13 protein-coding genes are annotated in these 16,591 nt (G+C 41.6%); all 13 read left to right on the plus strand.

Translation table 11 applies throughout. The features are described from left to right. Nucleotides 1-12: 12 nt before the first annotated feature. Nucleotides 13-678, plus strand: a complete 666-nt coding sequence (locus O3650_RS04930; RefSeq protein WP_153193698.1) for a TrkA family potassium uptake protein — start codon at nucleotides 13-15, stop codon at nucleotides 676-678. 176 nt (nucleotides 679-854) lie between these two features. After that, on the plus strand, nucleotides 855-1,871 hold the full coding sequence (locus O3650_RS04935; protein ID WP_153193697.1) for a glycosyltransferase family 2 protein: 1,017 nt from the start codon (nucleotides 855-857) through the stop codon (nucleotides 1,869-1,871). Between the two features lie 115 nt (nucleotides 1,872-1,986). Next, nucleotides 1,987-4,251 carry an SSURE domain-containing protein gene (locus tag O3650_RS04940; protein ID WP_371491718.1) on the plus strand — a complete coding sequence of 755 codons (2,265 nt, stop codon included), beginning with the start codon at nucleotides 1,987-1,989 and terminating at the stop codon, nucleotides 4,249-4,251. A gap of 123 nt (nucleotides 4,252-4,374) precedes the next feature. Further along, complete coding sequence (locus O3650_RS04945; protein ID WP_261024494.1) at nucleotides 4,375-5,070, plus strand: response regulator transcription factor; 696 nt, start codon at nucleotides 4,375-4,377, stop codon at nucleotides 5,068-5,070. Then, entirely contained in the window at nucleotides 5,070-6,122 is a 1,053-nt protein-coding gene (locus O3650_RS04950; protein ID WP_371491721.1) for an ATP-binding protein, read from the plus strand. The genes O3650_RS04945 and O3650_RS04950 overlap by 1 nt, the downstream gene beginning before the upstream one ends. 194 nt (nucleotides 6,123-6,316) lie before the next feature. Then, nucleotides 6,317-6,928 carry a 30S ribosomal protein S4 gene (rpsD, locus tag O3650_RS04955; RefSeq protein WP_000092756.1) on the plus strand — a complete coding sequence of 204 codons (612 nt, stop codon included), beginning with the start codon at nucleotides 6,317-6,319 and terminating at the stop codon, nucleotides 6,926-6,928. Between the two features lie 174 nt (nucleotides 6,929-7,102). Beyond that, nucleotides 7,103-7,390 carry a type II toxin-antitoxin system RelB/DinJ family antitoxin gene (locus O3650_RS04960; protein ID WP_101785779.1) on the plus strand — a complete coding sequence of 96 codons (288 nt, stop codon included), beginning with the start codon at nucleotides 7,103-7,105 and terminating at the stop codon, nucleotides 7,388-7,390. Then, on the plus strand, nucleotides 7,380-7,727 hold the full coding sequence (locus O3650_RS04965; RefSeq protein WP_101785780.1) for a type II toxin-antitoxin system RelE/ParE family toxin: 348 nt from the start codon (nucleotides 7,380-7,382) through the stop codon (nucleotides 7,725-7,727). Before O3650_RS04960 ends, O3650_RS04965 begins: the two co-directional genes overlap by 11 nt. Before the next feature lie 537 nt (nucleotides 7,728-8,264). Next, complete coding sequence (locus O3650_RS04970; protein ID WP_101782246.1) at nucleotides 8,265-9,071, plus strand: hypothetical protein; 807 nt, start codon at nucleotides 8,265-8,267, stop codon at nucleotides 9,069-9,071. Nucleotides 9,072-9,092: 21 nt separating this feature from the next. Beyond that, nucleotides 9,093-10,340 (plus strand): toxic anion resistance protein, encoded by a 1,248-nt coding sequence (locus O3650_RS04975; protein WP_101782247.1) that lies wholly within the window; start codon nucleotides 9,093-9,095, stop codon nucleotides 10,338-10,340. 346 nt (nucleotides 10,341-10,686) lie between these two features. Further along, nucleotides 10,687-14,055 (plus strand): type I restriction endonuclease subunit R, encoded by a 3,369-nt coding sequence (locus O3650_RS04980; RefSeq protein WP_238393797.1) that lies wholly within the window; start codon nucleotides 10,687-10,689, stop codon nucleotides 14,053-14,055. A gap of 160 nt (nucleotides 14,056-14,215) precedes the next feature. Next, entirely contained in the window at nucleotides 14,216-15,271 is a 1,056-nt protein-coding gene (locus O3650_RS04985) for an AbiH family protein (protein WP_203176185.1), read from the plus strand. Beyond that, nucleotides 15,268-16,434 carry a restriction endonuclease subunit S gene (locus O3650_RS04990; RefSeq protein WP_203176187.1) on the plus strand — a complete coding sequence of 389 codons (1,167 nt, stop codon included), beginning with the start codon at nucleotides 15,268-15,270 and terminating at the stop codon, nucleotides 16,432-16,434. Before O3650_RS04985 ends, O3650_RS04990 begins: the two co-directional genes overlap by 4 nt. Nucleotides 16,435-16,591: the final 157 nt, after the last annotated feature.

Below are 16,591 nucleotides of genomic sequence, written 5' to 3' on the forward strand. Positions count from 1 at the left end.
AAAGGAAGAACTATGTCAGATCGTACGATTGGAATTTTAGGTTTGGGGATTTTCGGGAGTAGTGTCCTGACGGCCCTCGCTAAGCAAGATATGAATATCATTGCTATTGATGACCACGCAGAGCACATCAATCAATTTGAGCCTGTTTTGGCGCGTGGAGTTGTGGGCGATATTACAGATGAGGAACTCCTCAGAACTGCAGGAATTGATACCTGTGATACGGTTGTAGTGGCAACAGGGGAAAATCTAGAGTCGAGTGTGCTTGCAGTCATGCATTGTAAGAGTTTGGGGGTACCAAGGGTTATTGCCAAGGTCAAAAGCCAGACAGCTAAGAAGGTGCTAGAAAAAATCGGTGCTGACTCGGTGATTTCACCTGAGTATGAGATGGGGCAGTCCCTAGCGCAGACCATTCTCTTTCATAATAATGTTGATGTCTTTCAGCTGGATAAAAATGTGTCTATTGTGGAGATGAAAATTCCGAGTGTTTGGGCAGGTCAAAGCCTGAGCCAGCTGGATCTACGTGGCAAATACAACCTCAATGTCCTAGGGTTTCGTGAACAAGAAAATTCACCCTTGGATGTCCAGTTTGGCCCTAATGATCTCTTGAGGTCAGATGCCTATATCTTGGCGGTCATTAACAACCAGTATCTAGATGACTTGGCAGAATTAAATTCGTAAGGAGGGAGCACCCCTCTTTTTTGATGACCTAGATAGTAAATAGAGAGACCTGTATTCCAATTGAGACTAGAAGTCCTTGTATTCTAGTAAAAGTCCTTCAAAAACTGGACTTTATGGTAGAATAGAAAGAAGTGAGAAGAGAGTAAGAAAAAATCAGTCCCCTAAAGGAGTAGATTATGAAGTTATTGTCTATCGCCATCCCTAGCTACAATGCCGCTGCCTATCTTCATTACTGTGTGGAGTCGCTAGTGATTGGTGGTGAGCAAGTTGAGATTTTGATTATCAATGATGGGTCTCAGGACCAGACTCAGGAAATCGCTGAGCGTTTAGCCAGCAAGTATCCTAGCATTGTTAGAGCCATCTATCAGGAAAATAAAGGTCATGGTGGTGCGGTCAATCGCGGCTTGGCAGAGGCTTCTGGACGCTATTTTAAAGTAGTGGATAGTGATGACTGGGTGGATCCTCGTGCTTACCTGAAAATTTTGGAGACCTTGCAGGAACTAGAGAGTGAAGGTCAAGAGGTGGATGCCTTTGTGACCAATTTTGTCTATGAAAAGGAAGGTCAGTCTCGTAAGAAGAGTATGAGTTATGAGTCAGTCTTGCCTGTCCAACAGATTTTTGGCTGGGATCAGGTCGGAAATTTCTCAAAAGGCCAGTATATCATGATGCACTCGCTGATTTACCGAACAGATTTGTTGCGAGCGAGCCAGTTCCAACTGCCTGAGCATACCTTTTATGTCGATAATCTCTTTGTCTTTACCCCCCTTCAGCAGGTCAAGACCATGTACTATTTGCCTGTCGATTTCTATCGTTATTTGATTGGGCGTGAGGACCAGTCTGTCAATGAGCAAGTGATGATTAAGCGCATTGACCAGCAACTCAAGGTCAATCGACTTTTGGTAGACCAGCTTGATTTATCCAAAGTAAGCCACCCCAAAATGCGAGAATACTTGCTGAATCATATTGAAATCACGACGGTGATTTCCAGTGCCTTGCTCAACCGAGCAGGCACAGCGGAGCATCTGGCCAAAAAACGGGAGCTGTGGACCTATATTCAGCAGGAAAATCCAGAGGTCTTTCAGGCTATCCGCAAGACCATGTTGAGCCGTTTGACTAAACATTCAGTCTTGCCAGCTCGCAAACTGTCCAATGTTGTCTATCAAATCACCAAATCTGTTTATGGCTTTAATTAATATAAGTATTTTATAAGAGGGATTTAAGAAAAATTTTAACTTTTTCTTAATCCTTTTTAATTTTAGGAGATTATACTAGAGTCATCAAATAAAGAAAAACTCTAAGGAGAATCCTATGAAATTCAATCCAAATCAAAGATATACTCGTTGGTCTATTCGCCGTCTTAGTGTCGGTGTTGCCTCAGTTGTTGTAGCCAGTGGCTTCTTTGTCCTAGTTGGTCAACCAAGTTCTGTACGTGCCGATGTGGTCAATCCGACCCCTGCTCAAGTCGTACCAGATGCGACTTCGGTGAGTGAAAAGAGTGACTTACCAGTAGGAGTTCTCAAAGAAGCAGTCGATACAGCTCTTCCTTCAGAGAAGGCAGACTCAACACCTAAAGCAAGCTTGGATACTACAAGCTCTCCAGAAAAAGTGAATGTAGCTGATAAAGATCAAGTGGTAGCGCCAAAAGAAGAAGTGCAAGCAAAACCAGAATCTAAGAAAGAAACAGAAGATGCGGTTAAACCTGCGACAAATCCTGCTCCTACAGTTCCTGGACAAGACCGTGAAGCAAATGAAGTTCAACCAGCAACTACCCCAGCTGAGGTGCAAAAGGGTGTGGCCGACAATACTAAAGACACAGTAGATGTTCCAGCTACTTACTTGGATAAAGCCAACTTCCCAGGTCCATTCACAGCCGGTGTTAACCAAGTCATCCCATACGAACTCTTCGCTGGTGACGGTATGTTGACTCGTCTTATCTTGAAAGCCTCAGACAAGGCTCCATGGTCAGACAATGGTTCAGCTAAAAACCCTGCTCTCCCACCAGTAGAAAAATTGGGCAAAGGCCTTTACTTCTATGAAGTGGACTTAGCAGGTACTCAAGGAAAATCTGACAAAGAGTTACTTGACCTCTTAAAACAAAACGGCACTCAAAGCTATAAAGCTACCATCAAAGTGTACGGCGCAAAAGATGGCAAGGCTGATTTGAGCAACCTCGTAGCGACTAAAGATTTGAATGTTAACTTGAATGGTTTGACTACCCCAGCTGAAGTCCAAAAAGGTGTGGCTGACAACACTAAAGATACAGTAGATGTTCCAGCTACATACTTGGACAAGGCTAACTTCCCAGGCCCATTCACAGCAGGTGTTAACCAAGTTATTCCATACGAACTCTTCGCAGGTGACGGTATGTTAACACGCCTTATCTTGAAAGCCTCAGACAAGGCTCCATGGTCAGACAACGGTTCAGCTAAAAATCCCGCTCTCCCACCAGTAGAAAAATTAGGCAAAGGTCTTTACTTCTATGAAGTGGACTTGGCAGGTACCCAAGGTAAATCAGATAAAGATTTGTTAGACCTCTTAAAACAAAACGGCACTCAAAGCTATAAAGCTACTATCAAGGTGTACGGTGCTAAAGATGGCAAGGCAGACTTGAGCAACCTCGTAGCGACTAAAGATTTGACAGTAAACTTGAACGGCTTGACCACTCCAGCCGAAGTCCAAAAAGGCGTGGCCGACAATACTAAAGACACAGTAGATGTCCCAGCTACTTACTTGGACAAAGCCAACTTCCCTGGCCCATTCACAGCTGGTGTGAATCAAGTTATTCCATACGAATTCTTCGCTGGTGACGGTATGTTAACACGCCTTATCTTGAAAGCATCAGACAAGGCTCCGTGGTCAGACAACGGTTCAGCTAAAAATCCCGCTCTCCCACCAGTAGAAAAATTGGGCAAAGGTCTCTACTTCTACGAAGTGGACTTGGCAGGTACCCAAGGTAAATCTGATAAAGATCTTCTAGACCTCTTGAAACAAAATGGTACGCAAAGCTACAAGGCAACCATCAAAGTGTACGGTGCAAAAGATGGCAAGGACGATTTGAGCAATCTCGTAGCGACTAAGGATTTGACAGTGAATTTGCATGGACATCAGTCTCTGATTCCGATGCAATCAGGCTTCGTCCCATCTTCTAATGGTTCAGCTATGCCGGCTCCAATGATGAATAGTCATCAAGATGCATCTAATATGAAAGCTCAAATGCCTAGTGCTAATCAAGATGAGATGAAATCTAAAATGCCATCTGCTAGTCAGGATAAGATGATGCCTAGCAAAGAGCAGGACAAAACCATGGATGCTAGCCAGCCAATGGCAACACCAAGCATGAAACAAGATCAAGCTCCAGCAGCCTCAAGCAAAGCGTCTGATGAAGGCAAGATGGCATCTACTAACAAGGTATCAAGTCCAATGATGGCTGCTCAAATGAAAGAACAAAAAGACATGCTTCCATATACTGGTGAAGCCCAAACCTCAATGGCTACTCTTGGATTCTTTGGATTAGCCTTGGCCGGCCTGCTAGGTGGACTCGGTTTGAAAGCTAAAAAAGAAGAAAATGACTAGTCTAGCTACAGACTTTCTATCTAGGATATGAAAAATCCAGATATCGTTTAGAATGTTCGTAAAGAGATTAAAATAGTGTTATACTATTGTGGTATAGCACTGTTTTTTTCAAAGGAGAGACAGATGGGAAAGACAATTTTACTCGTTGACGACGAGGTAGAAATCACAGATATTCATCAACGTTATCTAGTTCAGGCAGGATATCAGGTTTTGGTGGCCCATGATGGAGTAGAGGCCTTAGAAATCTTCAAGAGAAAACCAATTGATTTGATTATTACAGATATCATGATGCCTCGGATGGATGGTTATGATTTGATTAGTGAGGTTCAGTATCAATCTCCAGATCAGCCTTTTCTCTTTATCACGGCTAAGACCAGCGAGCAGGACAAGATTTATGGCCTGAGCTTAGGGGCAGATGACTTTATTGCCAAGCCCTTTAGCCCTCGTGAACTGGTTTTGCGTGTCCACAATATTTTGCGTCGCCTTCATCGTGGAGGTGAGACAGAGGTCGTCAGTCTCGGGGATTTATGGATGAATCATGGTAGTCATGAAGTCCAAGTCGGAGATGTGGCGCTTGATTTGACCGTCAAATCCTTCGAACTTCTATGGCTTCTAGCCAGCAATCCAGAGCGAGTTTTTTCTAAGACAGACCTCTATGAAAAGGTCTGGCAAGAAGACTATGTGGATGACACCAATACCTTGAATGTTCATATTCATGCTCTTCGACAGGAGTTGGCTAAACATGCTAGTGCAGAGACACCGACCATCAAAACCGTTTGGGGCTTGGGCTACAAAATTGAGAAAGCACGAGGTAGTTAATGAAATTAAAAAGTTATATTTTAGTGGGGTATGTCATTTCAACACTCCTAACGATTATCGTGGTTTTTTGGGCTGTTCAAAAAATGCTGATTGAGAAAAGCGAGATTTACTTTCTGCTTGGAATGACCATCGTTGCCAGCCTTGTCGGTGCTGGGATTAGTCTCTTTCTCCTATCGCCGGTCTTTACTTCATTGGGCAAACTTAAGGAACATGCCAAGCGGGTAGCAGACAAGGACTTTCCATCAAATCTGGAGGTTCAAGGACCTGTAGAATTTCAGCAATTAGGCCAAGCTTTCAATGAAATGTCCCATGATTTGCAGGCCACCTTTGATTCCTTGGAAGAAAGCGAACGAGAAAAGGGCTTGATGATTGCTCAACTTTCGCATGATATCAAGACCCCCATCACTTCAATCCAAGCGACGGTAGAAGGGATTTTGGATGGAGTTATCAAGGAAGGAGAACAGGACCATTATCTAGCAACCATTGGACGTCAGACGGAAAGACTCAATAAACTGGTTGAGGAGTTGAATTTTTTGACTCTAAACACAGTTAGAAATCAGGTCGAAACGACCAGCAAAGACAGCATTTTTCTGGATCAGCTCTTGATTGAGTGTATGAGTGAATTTCAGTTCTTGATTGAGCAGGAGGAACGAGATGTCCATTTGCAGGTAATTCCAGAGTCTGCCCGGATTGAAGGAGATTATGCCAAGCTTTCTCGTATCTTGGTGAATTTGGTCAATAACGCTTTTAAATACTCTGCTCCAGGGACAAAGTTGGAAGTGGTGGCTAAGCTGGAGAAGAACCAGCTTTTAATCAGTGTGACCGATGAGGGGCAGGGTATTGCTCCAGAGGACTTGGAGAATATTTTCAAACGCCTTTATCGTGTAGAAACTTCGCGTAACATGAAAACAGGTGGTCATGGCTTAGGGCTTGCGATTGCGCGTGAATTGGCCCATCAATTGGGTGGGGAAATTACAGTCAGCAGCCAGTACGGTCTAGGAAGTACCTTTACCCTCCTTCTCAATCTCTCTGGCAGTGAAAATAAAGCTTAAAACCCCTTTACAAATCTAGCCATTCATGGTAGAATGGATCTTGTGCGAAATATCAGCAGGAAAGCATGAAGCTCGTCAACAGGTGTCTTATGATAAGTAACCTTGGCTGTTTAGGCGAAGGGCATCTGCACGAATCAGGGCTTTCTAAGTGACTATTTCCACCGAAATATTATTTATATCAGGAGGACATTCACATGTCACGTTATACAGGACCATCTTGGAAACAAGCTCGTCGCCTTGGCCTTTCACTTACAGGTACAGGTAAAGAATTGGCACGTCGTAACTACGTACCAGGACAACACGGACCAAACAACCGTTCTAAATTGTCAGAATACGGTTTGCAATTGGCTGAAAAACAAAAACTTCGTTTCACTTACGGTGTAGGTGAAAAACAATTCCGTAACTTGTTCGTACAAGCTACAAAAATCAAAGGCGGAATCCTAGGTTTCAACTTCATGCTTCTTTTGGAACGTCGTTTGGATAACGTTGTTTACCGTCTTGGTCTTGCGACTACTCGTCGTCAAGCTCGTCAATTCGTAAACCACGGTCACATCCTTGTTGACGGAAAACGCGTTGATATCCCATCATACCGCGTAACTCCAGGTCAAGTGATCTCAGTTCGTGAAAAATCATTGAAAGTTCCAGCTATCCTTGAAGCAGTAGAAGCTACTCTTGGACGTCCAGCATTCGTATCATTCGATGCTGAAAAATTGGAAGGTTCATTGACTCGCTTGCCAGAACGCGATGAAATCAATCCAGAAATCAACGAAGCACTTGTCGTTGAATTCTACAACAAGATGTTGTAATATTTTATTGAATCAGATAGGCTTTAGAGCCTTGATATTGAGCACTTTGGGGCGCTTTCCCTTAGTGCTTTTTTTGTTTTTACAATAGCTTTTAAGCATACAGCTATAAGTATCTATACGCGACTAGACCTGTATAGTTTAAAGTGATATAATAGTCTAAAAGGAGGTACTACTATGAATGTTTTAGAAAAAAATACACAGGTAAACTTTAAGACTAACAGAGACTTGTTAGAGAAGGCTAAAGCTGTTATCACAGCACAAAATCTTGATATGACAGCTAGTTTCAACTTGTTTTTAGAACACATTGTAGAAAATAAAGCCTTGCCATTTGAAACTCAAGTAGATAAAGAAAGAGAAGAACTTCTATCAGGGTTGCGTGCTGAAATTGCTCGTAGCTTTGACGATTTAGAACATGGAAGAACTTACAGCCTTGATGAAGTGAGGGCTAACCTTGGAATTTAACGAGAACGCATATAGACTTATTATCTCTGAAACGGTACAAGGACAGCTAAGAGATGTTAAAGATTATATCTCAGCTAACTACTTTTCAGAACAGGCAGGAGCAAACACAGTTAAGAATATTCTTTATGGTTTGGAACGTCTTGAAGTTTTCCCGGAAGCAGGATTTGATGCTGATGAAAGAGTAGGAGGCATTATATACCCACCCCACAAAACTCGATGCATCATTTTAGGCGATTACTTAGCCTTCTATCATATTTTAGAGGATAGAAAAGCTGTCTTTGTATCAGATATTATTCATAGTAAACAGGACTACATCCGTTTGTTCAAGAAAAAATAGCGCCTACACATGAAGGCGTTTTTGTTTGGGAATGACACGATGTTGATGATATACATCTGGTGTGATATAATATTTTGGCCCCCTCACTTTAAGGAAGGGAGGTGTTATATATGCTAGAGTTACTTTCCCTTTTTCTAGCTCCGTTACTTGTTAACGTACTATCTGAGCTTTTCAAGCTATGGATAAAGAAACGTAGCAAGTAGCTTTTAACCCTTTGAGAGGGTAGCAAAAAAGCCCCATCGGTGGCACGATGGGGCTTTTTTAGTTACATATGCTAGAAGCATTGTTTTCCCTTTATGCTTTCATTCTAACACACAACCCCCGATATTTCAAGCTTTTGTTTTGATATGTCCTCAGAGGTCATTAGCAATCTTATAACACTGAAGCCTGTGGTTTGAGTCCACTTTACTGAAATTAGCCCACGCGCTACCAAGTTCCATTCTACAGCAAAGAAATCAACTCTTTTCTAGGGATTTCCGCCCTCATTTTTCTCTTTTGTGCTAAAATAGACTTATAAATTGAAAATAAGGAATGTTTATGAAATCGGGTAATGGTTTTTGGAAAGGCTGTCTCTATTTTTGGGGCTTCTTGTTCTTACTGGGCCTTTTGGTCCAATATGCTCTTCCACTTGCGGCTTGTGTACTGCTAGGCTATGGTGGTTATCGCCTCTATAAACGTTGGCGCTATCCTCTTTTGCAGGATCGTTCGCTCGACGATCGGATTGAGCTTTTAAAAGCTCGGATTCGTCAGGCGGACAAGGATATTCAGCAGTTAGAGGGAGTCTTGGTAGAGAAAGGCTCAGATTCCTATAAGAGTTTGGCTAATCAAGTATTGATCGAACTGCGGGAAATTCATCAGGAGGCGGATCGTCTCAAGTCCTATATCGATGCTGATGTCTACAACCGTATTGACAAAAAGGTTCGTACAGTAAGGGCAAACATCGATGTTCAGCTAGAACGTTTGGATAGGGAAAGTCAGGTAGATCTTGAAAATGCGGAGCCAGAGGAATTAGCTCCAGAATTGTCTCAGACTTTGGCTAATATTGCCATTGACCATCAGGCTATTTTAGACAAGATTGCTACCTCGGCTGAGGGTGATAAGGAAGAATTGACTGCTATTCATAGTTTGAAGATGGAGAAATTCCAAACGATTTTAGAAGGCTATTTAAAGATTAAGGCCAATCCTAAAAACTATAATCGGGCAGAAGAACGCTTAGAGCAAGCTAAAGCAGCTATCGAACAATTTGATCTTGAGCTGGACCAAGTTTTGAGAGAACTCAATGAAACAGATATGCGTGATTTTGATATCAGTCTGCGTATTCTAGAAAAAGATCGTAAAGAATAGGTTAGAAACAAAGGAGTAACCATGACAGAATTTAATTTTGATATTGACCAGATTGCCAATAATACGGTAGCTAAGGTGGATAAAACAACCCAAATCATCGAGACCAATACTGGCTCAGACAAGACCTTGACCTTCCTTGAAAAGTTGAGCCCTGAGCAGCAAGAAGGAATCAAGGCGCACGTGCCGCAGTTGGTAGACCAGTTTGTCACAAATCAAAATGCTCTTTTAGATTTTGGACAATCTGCTGTAGAAGGTGTGAACAATACAGTTAATCGTATCTTGTCAGAACAAAAGAAACTGCAGATTCCCCAAGTGGATGATCTACTCAAAAATACCAACCGTGAGTTGCAAGGCTTTGTAGTAAAATACAAGAACGCTGAGATTGCTGAGTTAGAAGAGAAGCCAAACTTTTTGCAACGATTGTTTAACAAGAGTAAAAATACGCTACAAGAATTTTACTTTGACTCAAAAACAGTGGAGCAAAAGCTCGATGGCATGGCTGCTGCAGTGGTCAAGCAAGAAGATGTGCTAGCTCGAAATATCGTCTCAGCTGAGATGTTGATCGAGGACAATACCAAATCCATTGAAAATCTAGTGGGAGTGATTTCCTTTATCGAAGCCAGCCAGACAGAAGCTGGTAATCGCGCTGCCGAACTGAAAGCCCAAGCTGACCAACTCGATACAAGTACGGTAGAATACCAAACCAAGTCACAAGAATTGGCCCGCATAGCAGAAGTGGTCAATACCCTCGAACAACAGCACACTGAGTATGTCAGCCGTCTCTATGTTGCCTGGGCAACAACACCTCAGATGCGCAATCTTGTGAAGGTATCATCTGATATGCGTCAAAAATTGGGCATGCTTCGTCGTAATACCATTCCAACAATGAAGCTTTCCATTGCCCAACTTGGTATTTTGCAACAATCTATGAAATCAGGTGTTGTGGCAGATGCCATTGTCAATGCCAATAATGCTGCTCTTCAGATGCTAGCTGAGACCAGCAAGGAAGTGATTCCACAGATGGAACGAATTGCCCAAAACCCGACAGTCGCTGTCGAATCTGTTACCAAACTGGCTGAAAGTCTGGTCGCTCAAAACCAAGGTATCGTCGCAGCTATTGAGTTGGGACGTCAGAAACGTGCCCAACTAGAAACAACCATCGTTAAGTCCGCAGAAATGATCAACGATTCTGTCAAACTACGCGATGAGAAAATCGTCCAAGCCCTTCTAGACCAAGGAAAGGCTGCCCAGAAAGAAGTACAAGAATAACACACAAGTCCCCTATAATGTAGATTCGCAGGGGATTTTGCTTGGCTAGGAGCCCTTACCAACCATTGTTAGTGGCCAGTAAGCAAGTTTACTCTAAAATAGAGATAAAAGCATGGGAAGCCTTTTCCCAATAGGGCTTTTATGGTACAATAGAAGGAAGTAAAGGTGTTGTTTTTCAATCTTATCAACGCCTTGGATGAATGAAAAGGAAGAGTCCCTATGGTTTTCAGATTTAAGCAAATAACTAGCTTGCATATATATATATATATATAAACTCGCGTTTTCATACCCATTTTCAAAACCTACCAATTTCCTTGGTAGGCTTTTTGCGTTGTAGAAATGGGGTATGAACATGGCTTACACTTTATCAAGAGAATTAGAACAAGACCTCATCGTTTCAGCGCCTGAGTTGCAGGCTAGTTATGCTGCTATCGTAGAATACCTAGAAGCTATCAACCAGAAAGAAGCATCTGGAAGAAATTCTCAGGAACTCCAGAATCAGCTTGCTATTCAGCTGAGACGTTTAGAAGATTTAGTGCAGGGTTATATCCAAATAAAGAAGAATCCACATCACTACCTAGATGCAGATAAAGACCTGACAGAATCCTATCAAGCCATAAAAGGTACGGAGCAAGATCTTCTCAAAAAATTGCAACATCTCAATCAAGCAGCCTTGCAGGATTTCCATATCAGCCAGAGACTCTCTCCCAAAGATGAGACTGCTATTCCTGTAGCAGGTAAAGCCAAAACCAAACAGGAATTGGCTATCGAGCGGGATTTAATCAACCAGCTAACAAAGGGAGAAAGTCAATGGGTGTATCGACCTGAGCTAAATACAGAGGACCTCCTATGGGGAAACTTTTTTGCCAAGCTGGAAGCCAATAATGTCCGCATTTTGCAAGACCATCCCCTTACAAATTCAGAGAAAAATCAAATCAAAAACCAGCTCAATTTCGTCAACTTTTATGAAGCAGCTAAGTGGATAGCAGGGGAAAATGGCATTGCCAAGGTGCAGGTTCAACGTGAAGATGCCAGTCTAGGCACCATTCGCTTGGAAGTCTTGTGGAGAAACAATGTCGCTGGTGGCAAATCCAGCTATGAGGTTGTCAACCAAGTCATCACAGGCGGAGAAGGGATTCGCCAGCGTCGTGGGGATGTGACTTTGCTAATCAATGGTCTGCCTATGATTCAGATTGAACTGAAAAGCCGTTCTCATCCTTATATGGATGCCTTCCGTCAGATTAAGAAATACGACCAAGAAGGACAGTTCAGAGGTATTTATTCAAGTCTTCAGATGTTTGTCGTCTCAAATGTCACAGACACTCACTACATCGCAGCTGCCAAAGCCAACAAGCTAAATGAACGCTTCTTGACCAAGTGGGTGGATAGTGAAAATAGACCTCAACCCCAACTATTTGACTTTGCAGAGTCTGTCTTGTCGATACCGAGAGCCCATGAGATGGTCATGCAGTATTCTGTCATCGATGATGACAAGAAGGCCTTGATTTTATTGCGCCCCTATCAGGTTCATGCCATTGAGGCTATCCGTGAAGCCAGTCGCAAGCGCCAGTCGGGCTATATTTGGCATACGACTGGTTCAGGAAAGACCCTGACCTCTTATAAAGTTTCTCGCAATCTGCTCCAGATTCCATCTATCGAAAAGACAATCTTTGTGATTGATAGGACAGACCTAGACCAGCAGACGACCAGTTCGTTTCAGTCTTACGCAGAGAACGATATGATTGATATCGATGAGACCGATGATACGCAGGAATTGGTTAAAAATCTGGCTTCTGATGACCGTCGTGTCGTTGTCACGACCATTCAGAAAATCAATGCCATGATTCGGCAGTTTGATGAAGGACGTCACCAAAAGGTCTACAATCGTATCAAACAACTTAAACTAGCCTTTGTTATCGATGAATGCCATCGCGCGGTGACTCCTGAACGCCAGCGCCACCTAGAGCACTTCTTTACAAATTCTCTCTGGTATGGGTTTACAGGGACTCCTATCTTTACAGAAAATAAGCGTGAACAAAAAGGAGACCTTGCTCAGACGACCGAAGAGCAGTACGGTGACTGCCTGCACCAATATACCGTCAAAGAAGCCATCCATGACAAGGCAGTTCTTGGCTTTAATGTGGAGTATCAGACAACCATGCCTGGTTGGGCAGAAGATGAGATTGACGAGGAGCGCTATGATGACGAAGGCCACATGCTTGCTGTTTTAGATGCTATTCTCAATCGCTCAAGACGCAAACTCGGTTTCCAAAATGGAGTAGGAAAAACTTATGAAGCCATTTTGACCGTTAAAAGCATTGCCCGTGCGCAGGCCTATTATAACCTGATTAAGCAAGTCAAAAATGGAGAAAAGTCTCTAAGCATTTCGGAAAATGTTAAAAAGGTTTTACCAGACTTTCCTAAGGTTGCCATTACCTACTCTGTGACAGAAAATGACGCAGATTCCTATGTCAACCAAGCCTACATGGAGGAGAGTTTAGAAGACTACAATGCCATGTTTGGTACCCACTTTAGCCTAGCTACCATTGCTTCCTACAATAGTGATCTTAACGACCGTCTGGCCCGTAAGAAAGAACGCTTTGCCTTCCGCGAGGAACAGTTGGACCTGGTTATCGTTGTGGACCGCTTGTTGACAGGCTTTGATGCCCCTTGCCTATCGACCCTGTTCATGGATCGTCAACCCATGAAACCCCAGCATATCATTCAGGCCTTTTCACGAACCAACCGCCTCTTTGATGAAGGCAAGAAATTCGGCCAAATCGTTACCTTCCAAACGCCTGACCGCTTTAAAGAAAAAGTGGATGAAGCTCTGAGCCTTTACTCAAATGGTGGCGAAACCAGTGTCTTAGCCCCAGAATGGCAGGAGGAGAAGGCCAAGTTTATGGAGAAGGTTCATCAACTACTAGCTATCGCTCCAAGTCCAGAACAGGTGCCTGATTTGGATACAGCGACAGATGCAGAATTAAAACGCTTTGCCAAGGCCTTCCAAGAATTTGACAAGCTCCTATCCTCTATACAAGTCTATTCTGACTATGATGAGAAAGTCATTCTCAGAGAGATTGGCCTCAGCCTAGAAGACATCGAGAACTTTGCCGGCCAATATCAAAATGTCATCGAAGAACTCCGCAGACGCAGAAAAGAAGACCAAGAAGATGAAGGGGTTCTCCTAGATATCGAGTATGAGCTCGAATCCATCCGCACCGACGAGATAAACTATCACTATATCCTCTCTCTCATCCAAGCCCTAATCGAAAATCGAGAAAACCTCATCGGTAAAAAGGAAAAGAGTCTGGTAGATAACTATATCGAAGATTTGAACAAATCCAATCCTAAGTTATCCAGCATCATCTCCAAACTCTGGCAGGATGTCCAAGCTGATGCCAAGAGCTATCAGGGACAGTCTGTAACCCATAAGTTGGATGAGATGATTGAGCTAACTACCCAGCAAAAGATTCGTGAAACGGCAGATTATTGGCAGATAGGAGAGGATGAACTCCAGTTCGTAGTGGACAACTACCGCATCGGACGCGACAAGCAAAATGGTGAAAAAGCCATCACAGAATCTCAGGACTACCTCGCCTATAAGGAAGCCCACGGAGACAAAGCGCTACCAAAACTCAAATACAAAAAAGCCCTCAAAGAGGACTATATGCGCATGATTTCAGAGGATATCTTACCGCTAAGAGGGAGATAAACTACCGATTTGACTTTTTTTATTTGCTAGATGTTTAACTTTATCTTGTCAAATCAGCCTATCTATCGTTTCAAAATAGGTAAAATTGAAGAATAGAAATCAAAAAAGAAAACCTGAAGTGTAGAAATAAGAAAAATTGGAGAATAGAAAGGGGGATATAGTGGAAAAATTATTTATTATCGGAAATGGTTTTGATATGGCACATGATTTAAAGACAAATTATCTATATTTCAAAAAGTTTGTTTTTCAGCAGGCCTATGGAAAAGATGAACTGTTAGAGTCGTTGCAAAGTTTGGATTCTATTAAAGATTATCTAAAAAACAGTGATAACAAAATATATAAGAGTGAATTATTTGCAGAAAAAGTGATGGAAATCTTGAGTGGTTCTGACAGTCAGGAGAAGTTGAGATTGCTTTATCAAATCCTTTTACAGATTACAGATCCAGAGATGTTTTGGAGTGATTTTGAAGAAAAACTAGCTTGCTTTCCTTTTATGAACGCTAGCACTCCTTACCATGTGACGAACGATAGTAAAGAGGACACTGAGTCTAGAAAAGAACTTGCCAAAGAGGTAGCGGATAAACTCAGTAAGTATGTTCATCATCAATTGAACAAGTTATTTAAACAATGGATTAAAGAAACCTATGAGCTATGGAAAAGTCAATTGAGCATGAGGAAATTTACCTCTTATTTCCCGATTGCAAAAGAAACAATTCTAATTAATAGAGATGCAAGATTTTTGAATTTCAATTATACTCGTACTCTAGAAGATTTTTACGGCATTCCTTCTTCTAACATCATTCACATTCATGGCGATTTGGATGATGGAGTTCTTATATTTGGTCATGGGGAAGATTCGATAGTCATACCAGAAGGAGCGGATATTTTATCTCAGGCTATGTACAGATTGTCTGCTGCTAATAGAAAGCCAGTCCATAAGCGAATTAGAAAATACGACTACTTTTTCAAAAATTTAAGTTCTATCAAAGAAATCTACTTTATTGGTTTTGGTATTCGGGATGAGAATGGAGTGGATGCTCCGTACTTTAAAGAAATCTTTAAACAGACACCGGATGTGAGCATTTATGTAGACCAGTTTGATAAGAAGTATGAATATGCTATTAAGAAAACACTTAAGGTATGGGGTTCTCATAAAGCTTATCAATTGCAATTTATAGATACAAATAAAGATGAAATAGTTGGAGGAAATATATGACAAAACAACCAAGTTATCGTTTTACAGGACTTGAAGATGACTGGAAGGAAGTGAAGTTGGGGGAAGTGTTTGATATTGTTACTGATTATGTAGCTAATGGGAGTTTTGAATCTCTAAGAAATAATGTGAAAACTTATGAAAAAGATAATTTCGCATATATGATTAGATTGCAGGACGCCTCAAATAGTTGGAAGGGACCATGGCTTTATACAGATGAGAAAGGTTACAATTTTTTATCTAAGAGTAGATTGTTTAAAGATGACATATTGATGTCGAATGTAGGGACAGTTGGGAGATTTTTCCAAGTTCCTGAATTAGATAGACCTATGACGTTAGCTCCCAATTCCGTGCTCATACGAAGTACTTCAAGTAATAATCAGTTTTTATATTTTATGATGCTGACAGCAAATATTCAAGATCAAATTGCTATGAGGAAGACACCAGGTGTACAAGACAAAATAAATAAGACAGATTTTAAAAAAGTAATTGCAACTCTTCCCTCCCTCCTCGAGCAAACTGCCATTGGTTCTTTCTTTCAAGATATTGACCAGCTTATTAGCCTTCAACAGCGTAAGTTAGAGGTGCTCAAAGAGCAGAAGAAAACCTACCTCAAGCTCCTCTTCCCAGCCAAAGGACAAACCAAACCAGCCCTTCGCTTCGCAGGATTTGAAGATGAGTGGAAGGAAGTGAAGTTGGGGGAAATAATAAAATCTATTAGTTCCAAAAATTATATTACCGAGTATTCTAAAGAGGGAAATAATCCTGTAATACAACAAGGGGACATTCCTATTGTAGGTTTTTCAGATAATAAACCATTTAATAATTTTAGTAATGTTATTCTTTTTGGTGACCATACATTATCTTTATTTAAACCTGAGACTCCTTTTTTATTAGCTACAGATGGTATAAAAATATTACACTCAGATTTAACTACTCAGTCATTTTTGTTTATAATGTTAGAAAGATATCTGCCTAAATCCCAAGGGTATAAACGTCATTATTCTTTATTGAAGAATGAACTATCTTCCTTACCTTCTCTCCCTGAACAAGAAGCCATCGGTTCTTTCTTCCAAGATCTAGACAAAGCTATTGCCAAGCAAGAGGAAAAAGTCAACCAGCTCAAAGAAAGCAAACAAACCCTACTCAGAAAAATGTTTATCTAAGATACAAAGACCGTCAAAAGCCCAGTGATTCGTTTTTAAAAGAGTTTATCGTAAAATGAGTGCGAACGAAGTGAGCTTTTAGAGGATATTTTCCGCCATGGTGGTATCCTATACAATAACAAAGTTATTGTATAGGACGGGATTTTTTAGACTCTGG

It is taken from the genome of Streptococcus sp. 20925_1_24 (assembly GCF_041432335.1).
Lineage (GTDB): Bacteria > Bacillota > Bacilli > Lactobacillales > Streptococcaceae > Streptococcus > Streptococcus mitis_BM.